The sequence below is a fragment of the Micromonospora sp. NPDC049102 genome (genome assembly GCF_043197485.1).
GTDB lineage: Bacteria > Actinomycetota > Actinomycetes > Mycobacteriales > Micromonosporaceae > Micromonospora.
Map to the genome: position 1 here is coordinate 87,718 of NZ_JBICTE010000021.1, position 20,730 is coordinate 108,447.

Annotated in this window: 19 protein-coding genes; 10 read left to right on the forward strand and 9 right to left on the reverse strand. The window is 72.1% G+C overall.

Translation table 11 applies throughout. The annotated features are described in order from the left end of the window. Nucleotides 1-415 precede the first annotated feature (415 nt). Both ftsH and folE read left to right on the forward strand, forming a co-directional pair. The gene (ftsH, locus tag ACGFH9_RS20345; protein ID WP_393221478.1) at nucleotides 416-2,437 is read left to right on the forward strand and encodes an ATP-dependent zinc metalloprotease FtsH; all 2,022 of its coding nucleotides are present in this window, start codon (nucleotides 416-418) and stop codon (nucleotides 2,435-2,437) included. A 38-nt stretch (nucleotides 2,438-2,475) separates the two neighbouring features. Beyond that, a complete protein-coding gene (gene folE / locus ACGFH9_RS20350) occupies nucleotides 2,476-3,141 on the forward strand; it encodes a GTP cyclohydrolase I FolE (RefSeq protein WP_393221530.1) in 666 nt (221 codons plus the stop codon). A 48-nt stretch (nucleotides 3,142-3,189) separates the two neighbouring features. Here the strand turns inward: folE and ACGFH9_RS20355 are convergent, their stop codons facing one another. Together ACGFH9_RS20355 and ACGFH9_RS20360 are read right to left on the reverse strand one after the other, a co-directional pair. Then, a complete protein-coding gene (locus ACGFH9_RS20355; protein WP_393221533.1) occupies nucleotides 3,190-3,909 on the reverse strand; it encodes a hypothetical protein in 720 nt (239 codons plus the stop codon). A 41-nt stretch (nucleotides 3,910-3,950) separates the two neighbouring features. Further along, entirely contained in the window at nucleotides 3,951-6,560 is a 2,610-nt protein-coding gene (locus ACGFH9_RS20360; protein WP_393221481.1) for an FtsK/SpoIIIE domain-containing protein, read from the reverse strand. 193 nt (nucleotides 6,561-6,753) lie between these two features. Between ACGFH9_RS20360 and ACGFH9_RS20365 the strand changes: the two genes are divergently transcribed. Next, nucleotides 6,754-7,317: a hypothetical protein gene (locus ACGFH9_RS20365; protein WP_393221536.1), complete on the forward strand. Its 564-nt coding sequence runs from the start codon at nucleotides 6,754-6,756 to the stop codon at nucleotides 7,315-7,317. A 3-nt stretch (nucleotides 7,318-7,320) separates the two neighbouring features. On the opposite strand, the gene ACGFH9_RS20370 is transcribed toward ACGFH9_RS20365, so the two are convergent. Genes ACGFH9_RS20370 through ACGFH9_RS20400 form a run of 7 tightly spaced genes read right to left on the reverse strand, consistent with a single transcriptional unit; the run spans nucleotide 7,321 to nucleotide 15,728 of the window. After that, entirely contained in the window at nucleotides 7,321-7,920 is a 600-nt protein-coding gene (locus ACGFH9_RS20370; RefSeq protein WP_393221484.1) for a hypothetical protein, read from the reverse strand. Between the two features lie 13 nt (nucleotides 7,921-7,933). After that, entirely contained in the window at nucleotides 7,934-9,109 is a 1,176-nt protein-coding gene (locus ACGFH9_RS20375) for a M23 family metallopeptidase (RefSeq protein ID WP_393221487.1), read from the reverse strand. Continuing rightward, nucleotides 9,106-9,663, reverse strand: coding sequence for a hypothetical protein (locus tag ACGFH9_RS20380; RefSeq protein ID WP_393221490.1), 558 nt, complete (start codon nucleotides 9,661-9,663; stop codon nucleotides 9,106-9,108). Before ACGFH9_RS20380 ends, ACGFH9_RS20375 begins: the two co-directional genes overlap by 4 nt. Continuing rightward, entirely contained in the window at nucleotides 9,660-11,618 is a 1,959-nt protein-coding gene (locus ACGFH9_RS20385; RefSeq protein ID WP_393221493.1) for an MFS transporter, read from the reverse strand. The genes ACGFH9_RS20380 and ACGFH9_RS20385 overlap by 4 nt, the downstream gene beginning before the upstream one ends. A 1-nt stretch (nucleotide 11,619) precedes the next feature. After that, nucleotides 11,620-14,988: an ATP-binding protein gene (locus ACGFH9_RS20390; RefSeq protein WP_393221496.1), complete on the reverse strand. Its 3,369-nt coding sequence runs from the start codon at nucleotides 14,986-14,988 to the stop codon at nucleotides 11,620-11,622. A gap of 49 nt (nucleotides 14,989-15,037) precedes the next feature. Next, a complete protein-coding gene (locus ACGFH9_RS20395) occupies nucleotides 15,038-15,400 on the reverse strand; it encodes a hypothetical protein (protein WP_393221499.1) in 363 nt (120 codons plus the stop codon). A gap of 13 nt (nucleotides 15,401-15,413) precedes the next feature. Then, a complete protein-coding gene (locus ACGFH9_RS20400) occupies nucleotides 15,414-15,728 on the reverse strand; it encodes a hypothetical protein (RefSeq protein WP_030327982.1) in 315 nt (104 codons plus the stop codon). A gap of 345 nt (nucleotides 15,729-16,073) precedes the next feature. Here ACGFH9_RS20400 and folP point away from each other — a divergent pair, with 345 nt between their 5' ends. From folP to ACGFH9_RS20435, 7 genes are all read left to right on the forward strand, one after another. After that, nucleotides 16,074-16,952, forward strand: a complete 879-nt coding sequence (gene folP / locus ACGFH9_RS20405; RefSeq protein ID WP_393221501.1) for a dihydropteroate synthase — start codon at nucleotides 16,074-16,076, stop codon at nucleotides 16,950-16,952. Beyond that, on the forward strand, nucleotides 16,949-17,314 hold the full coding sequence (gene folB / locus ACGFH9_RS20410; protein WP_355238535.1) for a dihydroneopterin aldolase: 366 nt from the start codon (nucleotides 16,949-16,951) through the stop codon (nucleotides 17,312-17,314). Before folP ends, folB begins: the two co-directional genes overlap by 4 nt. Next, on the forward strand, nucleotides 17,311-17,838 hold the full coding sequence (gene folK, locus ACGFH9_RS20415; protein WP_393221505.1) for a 2-amino-4-hydroxy-6-hydroxymethyldihydropteridine diphosphokinase: 528 nt from the start codon (nucleotides 17,311-17,313) through the stop codon (nucleotides 17,836-17,838). Before folB ends, folK begins: the two co-directional genes overlap by 4 nt. 19 nt (nucleotides 17,839-17,857) lie before the next feature. Further along, complete coding sequence (locus ACGFH9_RS20420; RefSeq protein ID WP_393221509.1) at nucleotides 17,858-18,388, forward strand: DUF3180 domain-containing protein; 531 nt, start codon at nucleotides 17,858-17,860, stop codon at nucleotides 18,386-18,388. 119 nt (nucleotides 18,389-18,507) lie between these two features. After that, nucleotides 18,508-19,722, forward strand: a complete 1,215-nt coding sequence (locus ACGFH9_RS20425; protein ID WP_393221512.1) for an ABC transporter permease — start codon at nucleotides 18,508-18,510, stop codon at nucleotides 19,720-19,722. A 52-nt stretch (nucleotides 19,723-19,774) separates the two neighbouring features. After that, entirely contained in the window at nucleotides 19,775-20,083 is a 309-nt protein-coding gene (locus ACGFH9_RS20430; RefSeq protein WP_355238523.1) for a hypothetical protein, read from the forward strand. 56 nt (nucleotides 20,084-20,139) lie between these two features. Next, a complete protein-coding gene (locus ACGFH9_RS20435; protein ID WP_393221516.1) occupies nucleotides 20,140-20,640 on the forward strand; it encodes a hypothetical protein in 501 nt (166 codons plus the stop codon). Nucleotides 20,641-20,730: the final 90 nt, after the last annotated feature.

A 20,730-nucleotide genomic window follows, 5' to 3' on the forward strand; every position in this document is an offset into this window, starting at 1 on the left:
CGGTGGCGTGGAGGTTGCTCCGCGTTCGACCCCTCGACCGCGTGACCGGGCGTTCGGGGTGGCCGGGCCGGACTCCCCGCCACGCCGGTTCCTCCCCGGACCCGCCGTGCGCTGGATTCGGGCTGGTGGGCTACCCAACACGCGTGCCGTCGATACTCAATGTGCACCGGGCGTGGGGGCCTGCGAGCTCACTCCTCGCGCACACGCGGATTTGATGGTGCACGACTGCGGGGCTCGCAAGCTCACTCCTCGCGTACACGGTGTACCGTCGAATGACCGCGGCGCGGCAGTTTCGGCGCCTCGGGGTCGAGGCCGGCCCGCACGGCGGCTCCGGCCGCCGCCCAGTGCGGCGACACCATCAGACGGTCAGGACGTCGATCAGGAGGATGCGGGCGCTCCGGCGCTCGACAACAGTATGGAACGTACGCGTTTCTTCCGCCGACCGGTGGTCTGGATCATCCTGGTCATCCTCGGCGCCGTTGTGCTCAGTCAGCTGTTCACCGCTGGTCCCAGCTACCACCGCGTGGACACTTCCGTTGCGCTCGACCAGCTCCACACCGCGCAGATCAACAAGGTCGTGTTCCAGGACAAGGAGCAGACGCTCCAGCTGGACCTGAAGAACAAGACCAAGTTCGGTGGTACCACCACCGACCGCATCGAGGCCCAGTTCCCGTACCAGGTGGGCGACGAGGTCTGGAACGAGGTGCTGGCGGCCAAGGCGGCCAACCGGGTCACCGGGCCGGCCGACGCCAAGGTCTCCTCGGACAGCATCTGGGTGAGCCTGCTGGTCAACCTGCTGCCGATCGCGCTGCTCGTGCTCCTGCTGCTGTTCTTCATGTCGCAGATGCAGGGCGGCGGCTCCCGGGTGCTCAACTTCGGCAAGTCCAAGGCGAAGATGATCACCAAGGACACTCCGAAGACGACCTTCGCGGACGTCGCGGGTGCCGAGGAGGCCGTCGAAGAGCTGTACGAGATCAAGGACTTCCTCCAGAACCCGGCCAAGTACCAGGCCCTGGGCGCCAAGATCCCGAAGGGCGTGCTGCTGTTCGGCCCGCCCGGCACCGGCAAGACGCTGCTGGCCCGCGCGGTCGCCGGCGAGGCCGGGGTGCCGTTCTACTCCATCTCCGGCTCCGACTTCGTGGAGATGTTCGTCGGCGTCGGCGCCAGCCGGGTCCGTGACCTGTTCGAGCAGGCCAAGACGAACGCCCCGGCGATCGTCTTCGTCGACGAGATCGACGCCGTCGGCCGGCACCGCGGCGCCGGCATGGGCGGCGGCCACGACGAGCGGGAGCAGACGCTCAACCAGCTGCTCGTCGAGATGGACGGCTTCGACACCAAGGGCGGGGTCATCCTGATCGCGGCCACCAACCGGCCGGACATCCTCGACCCGGCGCTGCTGCGCCCGGGCCGGTTCGACCGGCAGATCCCGGTGGACGCCCCCGACATGGAGGGCCGCAAGGCCATCCTCCGGGTGCACGCCAAGGGCAAGCCGTTCACGCCCGACGTCGACCTCGACGCGGTGGCCCGTCGTACGCCGGGCTTCAGCGGCGCCGACCTGGCCAACGTGATCAACGAGTCGGCCCTGCTCACCGCCCGCAAGGAGCAGCGCGCCATCTCCAACGACTCCCTCGAGGAGTCGATCGACCGGGTGGTCGCCGGTCCGCAGCGGCGGACCCGCGTCATGAGCGACCAGGAAAAGAAGATCACCGCGTACCACGAGGGTGGGCACGCGTTGGTCGCCTGGGCGCTGCCGCACGCCGCGCCGGTGCACAAGGTGACGATCCTGTCGCGTGGCCGCTCGCTGGGCCACACCCTGGTGCTCCCGACCGAGGACAAGTACACCCAGACGCGCGCCGAGATGATCGACACCCTGGCGTACGCGCTGGGCGGCCGTGCCGCCGAGGAGCTGGTCTTCCACGAGCCGACCACCGGCGCAGGCAACGACATCGAGAAGGCCACCCAGTTGGCCCGCGCGATGATCACCCAGTACGGCATGAGCTCCAAGCTCGGCGCGATCAAGTACGGCACCAGCGGGGACGAGCCGTTCCTCGGCCGCAACATGGGCCACGAGCGGGACTACTCGGACTCGGTGGCCGCCGAGATCGACGGTGAGATGCGGGCACTGGTCGAGCTGGCGCACGACGAGGCCTGGGAGATCCTGGTGGAATACCGGGACGTCCTGGACAACATCGTGCTCGAGCTGATGGAGAAGGAGACCCTCTCCACCGCCGACATGGCGCGGATCTGCTCCCGGGTGGTGAAGCGCCCGCCGCTGGCACCGTACAACGGCTTCGGCAAGCGCCAGCCGTCCACCGAGCCGCCCGTGCTCACCCCTGCGGAGAAGGACAAGCTCAAGGCGCAGGCCCAGGCCGACGGCGCGCAGGCGTCCGTCGGTGGCGGGTCGCCGTCCAGCAACAACTCGGACGGTACGCACTGAGCAACGAGCCGACGACGGCCAGCTCCCCGCACCGGGAGCTGGCCGTTTCCGCGACCGAACCCGACGGCGACGACGAGCTGGACTACGTCGCCGCGCGCCTGATCAGTGGCAAACTGACCGGCCGTCCCGTCGAGGACGCCGTCGACCTCGGACGAATCGAGAAGGCGGTCCGCGAGATCCTGATCGCGGTCGGCGAGGACCCGGACCGGGACGGGCTCCAGCAGACGCCGGCCCGCGTCGCCCGCGCGTACGCCGAACTCTTCGCCGGTCTGCGCGTCGACCCCGCGCAGGTGCTCAGCACCACCTTCGAGGCCAACCACGAAGAGCTGGTGATCGTCCGCGACATCGACGTGATGAGCCTCTGCGAGCATCACCTGCTGCCGTTCCGGGGCAGCGCACACATCGGCTACATCCCCGGCCCGGACGGACGGATCACCGGCCTGTCCAAGCTGGCCCGCCTCGTCGAGGTCTTCGCCCGCCGACCCCAGGTGCAGGAGCGGCTCACCTCCCAGGTCGCCGACCTGCTGATGAGCAAGCTGGCCCCGCGCGGCGTCGTGGTCGTGCTGGAATGCGAGCACATGTGCATGGCCATGCGGGGCATCCAGAAGTCCGGGGCCAAGACGATCACCTCCGCGGTGCGCGGCATCCTGCAGACCGACTCGAAGTCGCGGGCCGAGGCGATGGCCCTGATCCTTCCCCGTTGACTCACTCGGCCTCCCCTCGGGGACGGCCGGCCGTCGCCCAGTAGGTCGTCAGGCCAGCAGGGCCAGCAGCAGACCGGCCGTGACCAGCACCGCGGGCACCAGGCAGACCAGCACACCGAAGCGCACCGTGCGGTCCGCCGGCGTCTCGACGCCGGCACGGAAGACCCGGCCGACACCGACCCAGCCGACGACGAACGCGACCGCCGGCATCGGCAGGCCGCCGACCAGGGCCGTCACGCTGGCCGGGCCACTCTCTGTCGTCGCGTACACGATGACCTGGATCAGCGGCACCAGCAGTGCCAGCGGCCCGTACACCAGGACGTTGCGGGCCCGCGCGGGCCAGGAGGTCGGTCGGAGGCCGCGCCGCGCGGCCAACGCCGCGTCCGCCGCCTCGGCCCGACCCCGCGCGGTCCGCAGCGCCGCCAGCACGGCGGCCGGACCGCCAGCCATCGACCGGGCGGCCTCCGTCAGCTCCGGCGGCGACGGCACCAGCGAGATCGCCGGTACGCCCCGCTCCCGCAGCCGCTCCTGCTGAGTCGTCAGCCCGGCGCGCACCACCGTCAACTCCTCCCGGGCGGCTTCCGCCGAGCGGGCCTGCTCACCGGCAGCGGTGGCCGCGCCACGCCGGACCGCGTCCAGTTGACGCGCTGCCGCCAGGTACTCGGCCCAGGCGTCCGCCGGCGCCGCGACATCGCCGTCCGTGCCAGCGGTCCGCTGCCGCCCCGGACCGGTCACCGTCGCGTCCACCTCGACGTCTCCCGTACGCATCGTCAGCTCACCCCGCATGGCCGGCCCACCCGCATGCCAGCTCACCCCGCCTCGTCCGCGAACGGCACCAGGACCGTGCCCCGCTCGTCCGGACCGTCCCACAGCGTCGCCCGGTCCGGGTGCGCCCGCCACTGGATTGGCCGGCCGAACACCGCGGCGAGCTGCGCCGCCGGCACGTCCAGCACCACGACGGCGGCCAGCTTGTCGACGTCGCCGTCCGGCTCCAGCAGCGCGGCGAACGGCGGCACCGCCCGCCACCAACCCAGGAGGTGCCGGCCCGCCGGGGGACCGTCCCGCAGCAGCGCGCGCAGCCGATCCGCCGGCAGCTCCCGCGGCCCGGGCCGATCCAACCCGAAGATCACCAGGTACGTCGGCAGTGCCTCGTCAGGGTCGGCGGTGCTGCCGGCGTTGGTGTCGATGTCGGTTACGCCCTGGGCGTCCGCGACCAGCGTCGACAGGTCCACCAGCCGGGCCGGATGGCGGGCGGCCAGCTCGGCCGTCAACGCCTCCGCCAGCGCGCGTGCTCCCTGGTCCGGCGCGGACACGAGGAACCGGGCGGCGCCCGGCGCGTGATGGGCGGCGGTGCTGCGAGCGGCCGTCGCCAGCAGACCACCCGCCGCCGCGCCCGAGCCCAGCACCGCGAGGTTACGTCCGGGCGCCGGCCCCATCGGAACGGCAACCGTCGTACGGGCCACGTCCACCGCTCGGCCCAACAGAGCCGCCGGCCCGCGTGCCTGCCCCGCCAGGGCCGCCCGGTGACGGGGGTCGTTGGCCAGCAGCGGACGGGCGTACCCGGCGAACACCACCGGTGGCGTCGCGTCGGACGGTCGGGCCGCCCACAGCTCGTGCCGCAGCCGGTCGACCACCTCCGGGTCGTCCAACGGGTCGGGGTGGCGAATCAACCGCTCGTGACCACGGATCGCGCCCCGGGGGCCGCCGAGCCCGCCGGCGGTGTTCACCACCGCGCTGCCCACCGGCAGTCCAGCGGCCGAGTCGTTGGTCGGCTCCAGCACCGGGCCGCCGCCCGGCAACGCCACCCGCACCGGGAACTGCCCCAGCACCGAATCCCGGTGTCCGGCGTCCGCCCGCGCACTCAACCCCAGCTCACCCGCGCCGGCCAGGACCAGGTGCACGCCGTACGCCCGACCGGACCGGGCCAGCCTGTCGACCTGCGCGGCCACCTCGGTGGCCAGCCGATCCCGCTCGGCGAAGAGCAGCGGCACATTGTCGACCACGCAGACGATGCGCGGCAGCGGACGGTGCTGGCGCAACTCGGCGAAGCGCTGCCCACCGGCCCGCCCCGCCGCCTCCGCGCGGCGCTGCACCTCGGCTGCCAACTGGTCGAACAGGTCCCGGACGTACTCCCGGTCGGCCGCGATGGCCGCAGCCCGCACCTGCGGAACCCAGGAGCGGTCCCGCTCGGTCTGCAGAAACTCCACGAACGACTCACCGTCACCCAGGTCCACCAGGTAGAGCGCCAGATCGTCCGGGCCGTACCGGGCGGCCAGGCCCAGCAGGGCTGTGGTCAGGAACGCCGCACGACCTGCCCCGGACCGGCCACTCACCAGCCAGTGCGGGGTCAGCTCGGTGAAGCCCAGCGGCACCGGCCGACCGCCCGCGTCACCCACCATCGTGGTGAGGCTGTCCGCGGAATCCGCAGCCCAGAGGTCATCGCCCGTCTCCGGCAGCAGATCCGCCAACGCCAACCGGGAGCCCGCCTCCACCTGGGCGGCGAGCCGCCGACAGACCGCCTCGACGAGATCCGCCGGCGGGTCCGTCTCCACGAAGATCGGCGAATTCAAACCGCTCGGCGGCTCGGCCCCGGGACTCGCGAACGACGCCCCCGGCGGATCGCCCAGCAGCGCGTACGCGTTGCGCAGCACCAACGAGGTGGCCTGCGGCAAGGGTGCCCGGGACGAGTACGGGCCGGGCGGCGGCCAGCCGGCCACCGCCAGGTGCAGCCCCGCCGCCGGCCCCTGCTCAGCCAGCGCCTCGATCCGCGCCAGGTCGGTAGGACCGGTCAACTCCGGCAACGCGGCGACCACCAGCAGCAGCGTCCGGTCATGACGACGTCGCCCGCTCGCACCCGGAGCAACCCACTGCTCGGCCTCGGTCAGCACCGCGCGTAGACCCGCCACGTCCACCGCCGGCGGGGGCAGCAGCCCGGCATCGGCCAGCGCGCCGAACGGCGTGAGCACGGCACCCGTGGCGTCCACCGCCCGTACCAACAACGCACCAGCGGGAGTCGCACCCAGCAGGCGCAACAGCACGGCACGCAACAGCCCCGCCACCCGCGGCTCGCGCCCATCGGCGTCAACGCTCAGATGGCCGGCACCGATCAGCGGCACCAGAGCGGGGAAACGGGCGTCATCCAACGGTGCCGCCGTACCCACCCGAACGAAGGGTGGCGGGCCGTCGCCTGCCGGAGATTTCACGTCGAGCGAATCCAGAGTGGCACCCGACCAGCCCGGGGCCAGCCGCGCGGCAACCACCCGCAGCCGGTCGGCCAACTCGTACTGGCGACGCTGATCAGCAGGGGCCGGCCGAATCTCGTCGAGGATCCCGGCGGCGGCGGTCACGACAGCGGCAGCCCGGCGGTGCAGCGCCGCGGCGCGGTTCGTGCGTGCCTTCGGACCGGCCACCGTGTCCACCCCCTCACCGAGGTCGGCAACCCCTCCCCTAGCAGTGACGGTATCCCAGCCGGAGGTCCTCCTCCGGGAGGTACCACGGCGATGCGCCGGTGTTGTCGTGGATCTCACCGGTGGGGAGGGGTCCGTCACGATCCGCTGGAGCTGGGGCATTGGCTCCGGGCCGTCCAGCCGTTAACGTCAGGAGGTGGAATCAGTGCAGCCCCCCGCCGGTTCCCAGGTCTCCCGCGTACCGGCCCAACGGACTCCGTCCGAGCAGCTGCCGCCGGCCCCACCAACGCCGGCACCACAGCCACGACGCCGACGCCTGCGAACCGTGCTCATCGTGGTCGGTGGGGTGCTCGGCCTGCTCCTGCTCGGCGGGGTGGCGACGGGTTTCGTGCTGTACAACCGCGCCGCCGCACCGGACCGCAGCGCCCCCGACGTGGTCGTCGACAACTACCTACGTGCGTTTCTGGTCGACCGCAACGACGCCCGAGCCAACCTGTACACCTGCGAAGGAAGAGCAGAGCTTGGCCCGTTGCGCGAGCTGCGCCTTGAGGTAGAGCAGCGAGAGTCAAAGTTTGATGTGACTGTACGAATCACTTGGGGCCCTCTGACTAGGAGCCCGTCGAGTGACGGCGAGTCGGTTGCCACGACACTTACGATTGCTGGATCTTCGGACGGCGTCCCCAGGAGTAGCCGCAGAGAAGACTGGACCTTTAACGTGGTCAAGAGTGGCAGCGGTTGGCGGGTTTGCACTGGGACGAAGGTCAGCTGACGGTTACTCGATCCAGAGCAGGTGGACGGGTACCTCCAGGGTGGTGGGTGACTGGCCGCGCCAGGCCCAGCGGTACCACTCCACCTCGGGCGTGATCCGTACGCAGATGTCGCCCTCGGCTCCCGAGTAGGTCTCGGTCACTGCCCGCATGTCCCGGTGTTCGAGTCCGTCCTCGACGTGTACCACCCGGCGGCCGGTGACCGCGTCCGCTTCGAACACGGGTGTGGGAGAGCGGTGGGACGGTCCGTCCAGCGAGACCAACCGGATACCGGTGTCCCGGGCGCCGTCCGACGTCTGCCGATCACCGACCGTCTCCACCCAGACCCGCTCCACGGGAACCAGGGGTGCGAACACCTCGACCTGGTCGGCCTCGGCCCGGTACCACTCGTGCTCGGGTATGACCGGCACATAGGTCCGGGCACCCTGCACGACCCGGTCGTCCGCCCGCAGGTCTCCTCGCCAGCCCAGCCCTGGCAGACCCACGAGCACCCGCTGCCCGCGCAACTCCACGCGTTCGGTGGCGGGCACGATGGTCAGGGGACGGGGTGGCCGAGGCGCCCAGTCGGGTTGGTCGGCGAACGGGTCCGGCAGCGGTCCGGTCATGCCAGTGACGGCCTCACTCCGCAGCGCGCAGCGGAGCGCCCCGCACGCGCATGAAGGGAATCGGGTCGGTCGCACCCCGGCTGGACCGGTCGCTGCGCAGGTGCACCTCGAAGTGCAGGTGCGGACCTGACGAATTGCCGCTGCTGCCGACCTGCCCGATCACCTGTCCGGCCTGGACAATCTGGTCCGGCGACACCCGGGGCTGGACCACCATGTGGCAGTACCGCGTGATGTAGCCACCGGCGTGCAGGATGTCGACGAACCAGCCGCAGCCGCCCTTGCCCGGATACCCGTCCACGTCGCAGCTCCGGCGCCCTCGGTTGTCCGGGTCGCAGCGGGCGACCAGTACGCGACCAGCGGCCGCGGCACGGATCTCGGTGCCTTTAGACGCCCCGATGTCGACGCCGTTGTGGCTGGGCCGATCGGCGGTCTGGAAGCCGGAGCCGACGTCGCCGGAGATCGGCGCAGTCCAGCCGGAGGCGGCGATCTGGCCGCGCTCGGCCGCGTCGCACACGGCCTTGCCGTTGATCTGGACCGTGCGTGCCGCACCACCGGCCAATGCGTCCACGATGTTGCTGGCCAGCTCCTCGTGCTTGGCGTATGCGTCTGGATAGGCGCTGACCTGGACCTGCTGTGCCACGACCGTCAGCGGCCGGCGCTGCCAGCTGCGTACCTTGACGAGCTTCTCGTAGAACTTCCGGGCTGTGTACGCGGGTGTCATCCGTTCGGCGATCGAGCCCCACCCCGGACGCTGTTGGAAGAGGCCCAGCGAGTCGTGGTCGGCACCGACGCCCTCGTGCGGCAGAGCCAGGGACTCCGGCACGTCACTGTTGGCCAGGTTACGCAGGGCTGACTCCTGCATCGCGGTGGCCAGGGCGATGACCCAGCCGCGCGAGGGCACGCCCAGGTCCTGACCGACCTTGATGATGATCGCGGCGTTGCGGACCTGGGCGTCGCCGTACTCGGTGAACCGGGGTAGTTCGCCGGTGATGTCGACGGGACGTACCGGCCCGCAGCCCCAGCCGGCCAGGGCGTCCCCGTCCTCCGCGTCACCGCCGAGGCCACTGAGAAAGAACGCAGCGGTCCCGCCGGTGCAGCAGAGCAGAAGCAGGATGCCGGTGAGCACCGAGGCGACCACGCCGGCCCGGATCGGCCGACGGAGGGCGCGGCCCGCTCGGCCGGCGGTCACTGTCGCTCCCAGTCGACCACGTCGACCAGCCAACTCTTGTCCGCCAACACCAGCTCCAGCCGGAGCCGCCCGGTGTCGAGTGGTAGCAGCACCTCCACGAAGGTCTCGGTGCGCGACCGCACTGTAGGTGGGCCGGTCACCTGCTCGGCCGGCACCCCGCCGGGCTCGGCGCCGGCCAACTTCTCGGTCAGGGCCGGCGTCGACATCGGCCGCAGGCCAGTCTGCCACTGCTCGGCTGTCATGCCGGGCCGGCCGAGCCAGGCCGAGGCGAATCGGTCCGCGATCTGCTCGGGCGTGCGGGCACCGGCCGGAGTGACCGGTGACGGCGGGGCCTCGCTGGCGATCAGACCGTCGTCACCGGCCGTTGGGTCGACGGTCGTGATCGGCCGGTTGGGGCGGTTGCTCAACCCGTCCGCCGAATCGGTCGGGCCGGCCGCCAGGCGGGCCGCCCCGATCACCCCGAGGACGAGTACCGCGATCACCGCGGCCACTCCCAGCCGGGACCGCAGCGCCCGGGTGAAGAGGAATTCCAAAGCCCGTCGCATCGCTGTCACCGAGCCTCGGAACGCACCCGCGGTCCGGTGCGGTCCGGCGCACGTTCGGTGGAGCCGGGCCGGTAGACCACGAACGACGGATTCTCCGCCGGCACGTCCGGTTCGGTCCACGTCGCCGGCTGGCGGCGCCGAGGCTGCGGCGGCACGGGACGATTGCGGCTGCCGGTCTCCCCGATCGGTGCCTCGTCGGCGCGTTCCCGACCATCCGGTCGGCCGTCGTCGGTGTGTCGGCCTCCCGCCGGAGTAGGCGCCGGCGTCGGGACCGGGTCTTCCCGGCGTGCCTCCGGGCGCAGTCGGGTCTGCTCGGCGTCGGGCGATCGGCGGCGTCCGCCCACCGGTTCTACGGTGCCGCCGGGCTCGACGACGTCGAGTCGCGCCGCGACTCGCATGTCGCGGAAGAACCGGCGGTGCCAGGAGCCGGCCGAGCTGACCGCCTCGCTGCTGTCCTTACCGCCGAGCTGGGTGATTCGCCGGTACGGCCGTAGCAGCAGCCAACCGACCACTCCGCACAACCACACCAGCACCACCTGGAGCCAACCGGGCAGCGTGGGCGTACTCATGATCAGATCAACCGCGAACAGGTAGATGGCAGCCCCGGTGCCGAAGATGGCGATGTTGAAGATCGCGGCGACGACGGCGTTCGCCAGCCGCCGCAGGCCGGCACTGGCCGGTCGGAGCAGTCCGACCGTGCCCAGGATCGGTGCCGCGATCACCGCCCATCTGAAGATGAGAAAGCCCAGCAGGACCAGGAGTGATGCCGTCAGGTCGAACATGGCGAACAGCACCGAGGCCAGCACGGCGATGAACCCCGCCCCGACCCGGTCCATGTCCCGGACGCCCTGGAGGTACTCGTACGCCTCCGGGTCCTCGGTCTGGATCTGCTGGGCCACCCGCGCCCACTGTTGCTGCTTCGCCTTGATCGTCGCCTCCCGGGTGGCCGGGTTGGCGCGCAGCTTCTCAACCTCGTCCCACGACAGCGCCTTGGCGTCGTACAGCGCCGGCCCGTACTTGCGCGCCGTCTCGCTGTCCGCCGATCCGAGGACTCCCCGTAGCCAATTCCGATAGAGCATCGCCTCGGTGGCGGTGTCGCTGGCCCTTACGGCGGGAGGCCTGTTGTCCTTACAAGCCTCTGGATTTGGATCATCACATTGACTCGGAGGCGTGTCCCTGGCAGCTGGGCCTACGGCGTCGTGCACCACACCCAGCGAGGTGACCAACGTGCCGTCCGCGATGTTCGCCGACTTCACTGGCCAGGCGGCCAGCGCCGTGACCGCGACCATCACGAGGAGAGCCCAGCCCGCCGTGGTCATCGCGTTGCTCATGTCTGATTGGCGGGACCGCCAGAGCAGGTAGAGCCCCACGACGCACAGCGTGACGATCCCGAAGACGCTGAACACCTTCTCGTAGACGGCCTTGGTCGCCTTTTCGACCAGCGGATCGGCCCATCCCCACATCGAGCGGGGATCCCAGGCGCGTTCCCGCAGCGCGTTCGAGGCGCCGACGATCGCCGTGGCGATCATGAACTCACCGTTCGCCACCGTGGTGGTGAACTTGTAGTCAGGGTGCAGGACCGATGACGCACAGCCGCCCGGGATGTCGTACGTCGGATAGTTGTATCCCGCATAGCCGTAGTCGCTGTAGAGGCCCTTTGGCCCGAGCTTCTTGGCTGAGTCCGGACGACCCGCGAACCAGCCGGCGAGGCCGGAGTCGGGCGTGCCCGGGGTCGGCGCGTTGCGACATTTGACCTCGTCCTCGCTGACCTCCTGGAGCTTTCCCACGCAGGCCCGGAAGTCGGCCTGCCACTCGGCCGTGGTGCAGAGGTCGGCTCGGGCCTGGGTGACCGGTGAGGCGGCTGCGGCAGCTTCCGCGCCGAGCAGCGGCCAGCTGAGGGTGGCCCCGGCCAGTACGCCGAGCGCGAGCAGGAACGACGCGATCCGAACCCGGGCCCCAGCCATGTCACGCCTCCAGATCGGGCAGGGAGATGCTCGGTAGGACTCCGGCTGCCGCGGCGATCGCGGCGGGTGTCGTGTCGAGGTGGTCCAGAAGGCCGTCGACGTACGAGACGTCGACCCGTACCTTCTGCACCCGGCCGTCGACGTCACGCATCACGAACTCCCGGAAGCCGAGGCGGGAGGCCGAGTTGCTGTCGGCGGCGGAGAGCGAGGCCAGGGTGGCCTCGTACCCGTCGTTGACCGGTACCCGCAGCAGGCGCAGCGCTTCGGAGGCGATCTCGGCGTCCTCGGCGATCCGGCCGACGAAGACGGTGGAGACCAGGTTCTGCACGTCGAGGCCGAGGATGTCGCGGGGGTTCTGCGAGGCGACAAGCGCGGCGAGGTTCCACTTGCGGGAGTCGCGGGCGAGCCGGACCAGGAACGACCGCCCGGACCGCCAGCCCTCCATGAAGTGCGCCTCGTCGAGGCCGACCAGCTTGCGGGACGACATCGACCCGCCGTAGCAGCGGCGGACGGCGAGCCGGTGCGCGGTGTGCAGCATCGGCAGGGCGAGGGCCTCCTCGGCCGACCAGTACTCGCGTTCGATCTTGAGGTCGGGCAGTCGGAGCCCCGCCATGGTGATCACGGTGAGTGCCGCGTCGGCACCGAGCAGCCCTTCGGGTGGCCGGCCGAAGAACAGCATGGCCAGCGGCATCTCGGCGGTGTCCAGGAGAAGGTTCGCCAGCTCCTTGCCAGCGTCGTCGTCGAGCCGCCCGAGGCAGCTCACCACGTCGTCCAGGGTGGACGTCTCCTCGGCGGGGACCTGCCGTACGGCATGCCGGAACAGGGTGGCGGTCGACGCCTCCCGGGCCACCTGTGGCGGCACGAGCATCATGCAGATGTCCTGGACCAGCATCCGCCGCTCGGCCCGTGCGTTGGAGACGGCGATCTCGAACTCGCGGTCACCGCCGGCGCCGGTGGCGAACTCGCTGCGCAGGGGCGTGGGGATGAGGGAGTAGGGCGCCAGGGTGCCGTGCTCGGACCCGGTCAGGTTCAACACCCGGGAGTACGGCCGCAGTTCGGGCATGGCGCAGAGCCGGGCCAGCGGTCCGGACGGGTCGAGGAGGGTCACCTGCACACCCCGCCGGGCGGCGAGGTAGCCCAGCGCGCCGAGCAGGGTCGACTTGCCGCCGCCCGGCTCGGCCACGAACACCGCGAGCCCGGAGCGTTCGCGTACCTCCATGGGGAAGTGCAGGTCGAGGAAGACCGGTCGGCGGCAGGTGCCGGCGGTACGTCCGATCAGGGCGCCCCGCCGGTCGCCGACGGTGGAGGCGGCCTGGGGGAGCGCGGCGGCGAGCAGGGGGACCGGCATCCGCCGGACGTAGCCGGTGTTGGCGATGGGCTCGCCGGGGATGAACTCGCGGGCCAGCCAGTCCTGGTTCTTGGGGTGCTGCAGCGAGATGCGCAGCTCCCGGGAGTAGAGCTGGATGAGCCGCCGGGCCCGCTCCAGGCATTCCTCCCTGGTCCGGCCGCCGACCGCGATCCGGTGCCAGCCGTGTGCGCGCGCCGAGTCGACGGGTAGGCCGGTGGTCATCTCGTCGCCGATCACCAGCGCCCGCTTGGCGAGGCGTTCGAGCTCCGGAGGCGCGTCGATGCCGTGCTCGGCGTAGTCGAGCTGCTGGGAGCGGATCATCCGGAGCCGGTGTTCGAGGTTGCGGAACGAGTCGCCGGAACCGAGGATGTCGACCCGGGTGGAGATTTCCATCGGCCAGGGCAGTCGCTCGTGGAAGTGCAACCACGGCTCGTGCCGCTCCGGGATCTCCAGCGGTTCCATGCGGCCGACGGCGAGTACCGCCACGTGCCGTTCCTCGCCGGTCATCCGGTTGACCAGTTTGACCGTCGACCCGTACGGGGTGCGGTAGCGCTCGACCTGTTCGGTCAGAGCGAGCAGGTCACCGCGTTCCCACTGCCCGTCGGTCACCGGCGAGAGCCGTCCCGGGGGCGCCATGCACAGCGCGACCGAGCGGTAGAGCAGCCACTCCAGTTCCTGTGCGGTGACCCGTCGGCCACGCATGCCGAACGCGCCGAGCACCTCGTCGAACTGCTCCACGGTGCGGCCCAGCTTGCGACGTTCGCCCTCGGCGGTGCCCCGGCCGAAGGTGCGGAGCAACCGTTCGGTCATGGAGTCGCCGAGGGAGCGTCGGGCGAAGGTGACGCCCAGGTAGGTCTGGCCCTCGGCGTGGTTGACGGCCATCAGGTGGCGCTGGGCGGCGACCAGGTGGTCCGCCCAGCCGGTGGTGCCGGGGACGTCGGGCAGCGGCGCCGACGTGTGCGTGTCGATGGTGCGGGCCCACTCGTCGGCGGGGAACGGCCGGGTGGTCCGGCGCAGGTGCAGTCGGAAGCCGGCCAGGCCCGCGTACTGCTCGGAGATCGCCGACAGCAGCGCCTCGCGTTCGGCGTCCGGGCGGAAGGCCCAGCGCACCTCGGGTAGCCAGTACCAGGCGGTGACCGTGTTCGGGGTGAAGGTCAGGTGACCGGCGATCTCGGTGATCGCCAGCTCGACCGACGGGTCACGGTCACCGAACTTGATCTTCGGGGCACGTACCCGGACCGGCTTGATCGGCCGGTCCTGCTGGCTCGCGGCCCGTTGGCGTGGCGTGGCCACCTCTCTGCCGGTGTCCGTGGGTCGCTCCGAGCGCGTGGCGCGGCGTGGCCCGCGTTCCAGAGCCGGCCGGTCGCCGGGGACGGCGCCGAGCGGCCGTGCCGCCGGCGCGGTCGGCTGCTCGGCCGGAGCGCCGGGGCGCTCGACCGGCGCCGGCGGTTGCCCGACGGACGTGGCGCTGGACGCCCGGGGTGCCGGCGCGGGGGCCGTCGACGCGGACACGGGCGCGTCGGTCTGCTCGATCTCCGCCGTCGGGTGCAGCGTCGGCCGTCGGTCGCCCGCCTGGTGCGGCACCCGGGTTTCGCCGATCGGAGAGGTGTCGGCCCGACGGCTGGAGGATTCGTCGGGTGTCCACGGTGGCTCCACCTCCGGAGCCGGCCGGGCCGGCGTCGGCGGTTGCTGCGGGATCGCCGGCTGGTGCCGGCTGGCGGGAGCCGCCGTCACGGCACGGGGGCCGCCCGGCCGGGCACCGCCGAACAGGTCCAGGAAGGGCGAGTCGATGTCGGCGTTCTCGCCGGCCGAGACCGCGCTGGGCTCGGCGGGAGGTGTCCGGCGGGTGACCGGACGGGGTGCCTGGAAGACGCCGACCGCGCCGTGGCCGGGCGAGGTCACCAGCGCGGGGTCGAGCGCGACCTCGTCCTCGGCGTCGGGGTAGTCGTACGACTGCGTACGGTGACCGGCCGGCACGGCCGGGCGGCCGGCCGGGGAACCCGGCGTGGAAGAGCGACTCATGCGACCGCCTCACCCGCGTCGTGCAGGAGACCGATCGGCGTACGCCCGGTCATGCCAGCTCCTCCCGAATCCTGATCCGGCTGCCGACCAGGCGCGGGTCGCGCTGCTCGACCGCCGGCTCCCGGGTACGTCGCCAGTCGGTCAGCGCGGTGCGGATGACCACCCGCGCCGGCCGGTCGGGGTCGACGTGCCGGAAGATGAACGACGTGGTCACGATGGCGAGCGCGATCTCCCAGGCTGGGAAGAGGTCGACCGTCAACGTGAACAGCCAGTGGATGAACATGTAGAGGGGAACGAGCAGTATGAAGAGCCCGTACTGGGCGTAGGGCAGGTGGACCGGAAGGGTGTAGCCGGGCGGCCCGAGGTAGACCAGGCGGGCCCGGTAGATGTCGTCGTCGGTGCGCAGCCGCATCTGGTGACCGCGCCTATTCGAAGATCAGGTCGATCAGGTAATCGCCGACGAAGAAGAGTGTTGCCGCGCCGGCGATGAAGGCCAGTCCGACGATGGCGATCGCGGAGCTCGTCAGGACCTTGGAGATCTCGCCCCGGCTGGCGCGACCGATGAAGATGACGCCCAGGACCGCCAGCAGGATCGGTGCGATCTTGCTGGCGAAGAAGGTGACGACGCTGTTGGTGTCGATCCCCTTCGGGGCCGGCTCGGCGAGCGGAGCCGACGCCAGGGTGGAGAGCGCGTGGGCGACGCCGGACGACGCCGTCTCCATGAGCTCGAAGGCGATCACTGGAACCTCCCCATAGCGCGGCCGGCGGTGCCGCGGCGGTGCAGTAGGCAAAGCCTGGCGGGAAATCTGCTGACAGGGCGCAGCGATCTCGACCCTGCGTTCGTTACTCACCACGGAGAGTGGCGAGCTTTGGGCGGTTTTTCCCGCTTCGGCCCTCCCTCCAGGCTTCGCCATCTCAATGCTGGCCAATTCCAAAGCGTACGGGCCGCCCCGGATTGCGACAAGCCGCGAAGAGGCTGCCCGTTACTGCCCGGACGACCGATCGTACACCTGTTCTAACGCGCACGTCAGTGATGGTCGACCCGGGTCGCCGGGGGCCGTCGTCACGACCGGTACCGTCTAGTCGTGACCGATCTGGTACGGGCCCCGGGCCCGGTGGTGATGGGCGTCCTCAACGTCACGCCGGACTCCTTCTCCGACGGCGGACGGTACGCCGACCTCGACGCGGCCGTCGGACACGGCGTCCGTCTCCGCGAGGCCGGTGCGCACCTGGTGGACATCGGCGGTGAGTCGACCCGCCCGGGCGCCGACCGGATCGACGCGGCGACCGAGGCCGAGCGCGTACTGCCGGTCATCCGCGAGCTGAGCGCCGCCGGGGTGCCGGTCAGCATCGACACCAGCCGTGCGCGGGTGGCCGAGGCGGCTCTGGACGCCGGCGCCCAGGTGGTCAACGACGTCTCCGGCGGGCTGGCCGACCCCGAGATGGCCCGGGTCGTGCGGGACGCCGGCTGCCCCTGGGTGCTGATGCACTGGCGTGGCCACTCTCGGCAGATGCGCGACCTGGCCAGCTACACCGACGTGGTGACCGACGTACGCGAGGAACTCGGGCAACGGGTCGACGCGGCGCTGGCCGCCGGAGTGTCCGCGGACCGCATCGTCGTCGACCCCGGCCTCGGTTTCGCCAAGACGGCCGCCCACAACTGGGAACTCAGCGCCCGCCTACCGGAGCTGCTGGACCTCGGATACCCGCTGCTCTTCGGAGCCAGCCGCAAGTCCTACCTCGGCCGCCTGCTCGCCGACGCGGACGGCACGCCGCGACCCACCGCCGAGCGGGAGGCCGCCACCGTGGCCACGAGCGTGCTGGCCGTCGCGGCGGGCGCCTGGGGTGTACGCGTCCACGACGTGCGGGCGACCGTGGACGCGCTCGCCGTCTGGGCGGCCACCGGCAGCCCGCGCCTCACACCCCCCAGGGAGTGGGCTGGCCAGCGAGAGGCGGACCGATGAGCGACCGGATCCAGCTGACCGGCCTGCGGGCGCGCGGCCGGCACGGGGTGTACGACTTCGAGCGGGCGCAGGGGCAGGACTTCGTGGTCGACGCCGTCCTGGAGTTGGACCTCGCCCCGGCCGCCGCCAGCGACGACGTGACCGCCACCGTCCACTACGGCGAGCTGGCCGAACGGCTGGTGGCGGTGGTGACCGGCGAGCCGGTCAACCTGATCGAGACCCTGGCCGACCGGCTGCTCGCGGTCTGCCTGGCCGACGATCGGGTCGTCGCCGCGACGGTCACCGTGCACAAGCCGGAGGCGCCGGTGCCGCACACGTTCACCGACGTGGCCGTCACGATGACCCGGACGCGTACCCGATGACCCGGGCCGTGCTGTCGCTCGGCAGCAACCTGGGCGACCGCCTGGAGCACCTCCGCACGGCTGTCGCGACGCTCGGCGACGCCGTGCTGGTGGCCTCCGGGGTGTACGAGACTCCACCGTGGGGAGACGCCGACCAGCCCGCGTACCTCAACGCGGTGGTGCTCGCCCACGACCCGAGCGCGACTCCGCGCGACTGGCTGGAGCGGGCCCGCAACGCGGAGCGCGCGGCCGGTCGGGTCCGTGACCCGCAGCGGCGGTTCGGGCCGCGCACCCTCGACGTGGACGTGATCGCGGTCTGGGGCGACGACGACGAGCCGGTGCTCAGCGACGAGGAGGAGCTGACCCTGCCGCACCCCCGGGCGCACCTGCGCGCGTTCGTGCTGCGACCGTGGATCGACATCCAACCGTACGGACGGTTGCCCGGCCACGGTTGGCTGACCGACCTGCTCACCACCGGTCCGGCCGCCGACGACGCGTTGGAACTGCGTCCACGGCCGGAACTGGCGTTAGAGTCGACGGCATGACCCAGTGGAGCCGGCCGGCATGACCCAGGCGAAGTCCCCACCGCCGGGCCCGGACGGGTCGCGGATGGGTCCCACCCGGATCTCGACGCTGGTCGTGGCCGCCCTGGCTGCGGCGGCGGTGGCCTGGCTGCTGATCAGCACGTTCTACTACAGCGGCATTCCCCATCTGCCGTGGTTGCCGGTGGTGACGCTGGCCGCGCTCGCGGTGCTGGAGGCGTACGCGGCCGTCAACACGCGCGGCCGCATCGACCGTAAATCCGGCCGCGAGCCGGTCAACCCGTTGCTGGTCGCGCGGTTCGTGGTGCTGGCCAAGGCGTCGGCGCTGGCGGGGTCCATCTTCGCCGGTTTCTACGCCGGCCTCAGCGGGTGGCTCTTCGTGGAGACCACCCGTGCCGCCACCGAGGACCGGCCGGCCGCCGGGGGCGGGTTGCTGGCGTCGCTGGCGCTGGTGGGCGCCGCGTTGTGGCTGGAACGCTCCTGCCGGGTCCCGGAGCGCCCGGACGACGAGCACGAGCAGGGCCAGCGGGAGAGCCGCCCCGGTCAGCGCTGAGCAGGGGGTTACGTCCGGCTCCGGGCGCGGGTACGGTGCCTCCGATCGGAGAGCAACGGCCGCCCCCGATCCGTGCGTGTGTCGGCACGGGAGCGGCCGGCCACTGGGGAGGCGGTGCCATGGGGTACGAGGACACGGGCCGGGACCGCTCGGTCGACCCTTCGTCCGGGGTGCCTGCCGCCGTCCTGGAGAACGTCTTCGACGATCCCACCCACGGTGAGCCCGGCCGGGACCGGGTCGGCGTGCACGTGATCTGGGAACTTCTGCTGCTGGCCGGTCTGGCCGCGCTGGGCTGGCTGCTCTGGCGCGCCGACCCGGCCGCGCTGCGAGGGGCCGACCTGCGCACGTTGCTTGTCGACGCCGTCGGCCTCGGGCTGCTCGCCCTCGCCGCCGGGCTGAGCCTGCGTACCGCCGCCCCCCATCTGGCCGTCGGGCCGGTGGCGGTCGCCGCCGCGCTGCACTACGCGGAGCAGGGCGACCGGGGGCTGGCCGTGTCCGTGGGGTCGGCCGTCGTGGCGGCCGCGCTGGGTGGCCTCGTGCTGGCACTGGCCGTGGTGGCGCTGCAGGTGCCCGCCTGGGCGGCGAGCCTGGCCGCCGCCGCCGGGGTGGTGGTGTACATCGAGCGCCGGTCGGCGCCGGTGCTGGTGCAGGGCGACTACGACCCGGGGCGTACGGCCGGTTTCCTCTTCGCCGGGTTCGCCGCCGTCGCGGTGCTCGGCGGTCTGTTCGGCGCGATCCGGGCGATCCGCCGGCTGGTGGGTCGGTACCGGCCGGTCGCCGATCCGGCGCGCCGCCGGGGCACCCTGGCTGCCGTGATCACCGCGCTGGCGCTGGTCGGCTCCACCGTGCTGGCGGCGCTCGGCGGGGTCCTGCTCACCGCCAACGGTCCCGGAGTCGTCACACCCACCTCCGGGCTGGACTGGACCGTGCTGGCCATCGGTGTGTCCCTGCTCGGGGGCACCAGCGCGTACGGCCGGCGGGGTGGGGTGTTCGGCACGGTGCTGGCGGTCGGCCTGGTCACCGTCTTCGAGGCGTACGCGCCGGAGCGCGACTGGTCGGTGAGCCGCTGGGCGGTGGGCGGGGTGGCGCTCGGCGTCGGGCTGCTGGTGACCCGGCTGGTCGAGACGCTCGGGCGACCCCGGCCGGGTGGCGTGGAGAAGCCGGAGCCGGTGCGCGATGGCACGATCAGCTCGGGGTGGAGCGTGCCCCGACCCCAGCCGGCCGACAACTGGCCTCCGACGCTGCCGACGCCGCCCGCGCCGGAACCGGCCGACCCGTGGCGTGACCCCCGCTGGGATGACGGCCCGCGTCGCTGGGACGCCGGCGAGCGGTGAGCCGTGCCCCGTCCGTCGAGCCGGCGCTGATCTCGACCGTTAGGCTCGCCGCATGACCGACACACCAGCCGCCGCCCCCGGCGGAACCTCGTTCGAGGAACTCGACGCGCTGTCCACGGAGGAGCTGCGGGAGCGGGCGTTCGCCCGGGCTCGGGAGCGCCGCGACGTGGGGTTCTACTGGTCGGTGCTCCGGCACCTGCCGAACGCGGACGAGGCCACGGTGCTGGACGGCGCGCCGAACTCCATCGGCCCGACCATCGACGAGGCGAACGCCCTGTGGCGGGAGCTGACCGGGCACGGCTACGAGGAGTCGGCGCCGCTGCTGCGGGCCGCCTTCATCGACTACCTGCTGAAGCACTGAGCCGCCCGGGGCAGCCCAGGTCCGCCCGGCCGGCCGGTACGGGCCCTGGGCGGATCATGGGACTGGTCCGTTCGGGCCCGGTCAGCCGCTACGGGACGGCCGCGGGCACCGGTGCGCTCGCCGTACTGCTGCTGGTCGGCATCTGCGGCAGCCCGGCGTACACCGGTTGGGCCGCCGCGACGCTTACCGACCCGGACTCGGCGGGCGGCTTCTACCTGCGCCTGCTCGCCTGGCCGGCCTGGCGACTGGACGCGGATGGGCAGGCCGGCGGTCTGTTCGCCGCCGACCTGCGGGCCGTCGCGCTGGTCCTCCTCGCGGTGGCCCTGCTCTATCTGCTGCCCGCCGCGCAGGTGGCCCGGGTGCCCGGCTCGGTCAGCCAGTTCTTCTCCGGCTGGGCCGCGTACGTGCTGGCCGGCGGCCTCGCCGCCGTGGTGGCGGCGCTGCTCGGCCCGGACCCGTCACTGCTGAAGGCGCTCTCCGATGCCAGCAGCGGCGCAGGCTACGGCTTCCTGACCGGCTGGATCATCGGCACCGCGAGCCTCGGCGAACGCGCCTAGGCCGTGTGTCAAAGCCCCTGGCCGGCCTGCGGAGGCCGAGAGGACCGGCCGTTTCGGCCGCTGGTGAACCGTCGCTCGCGGGCCCGTGGT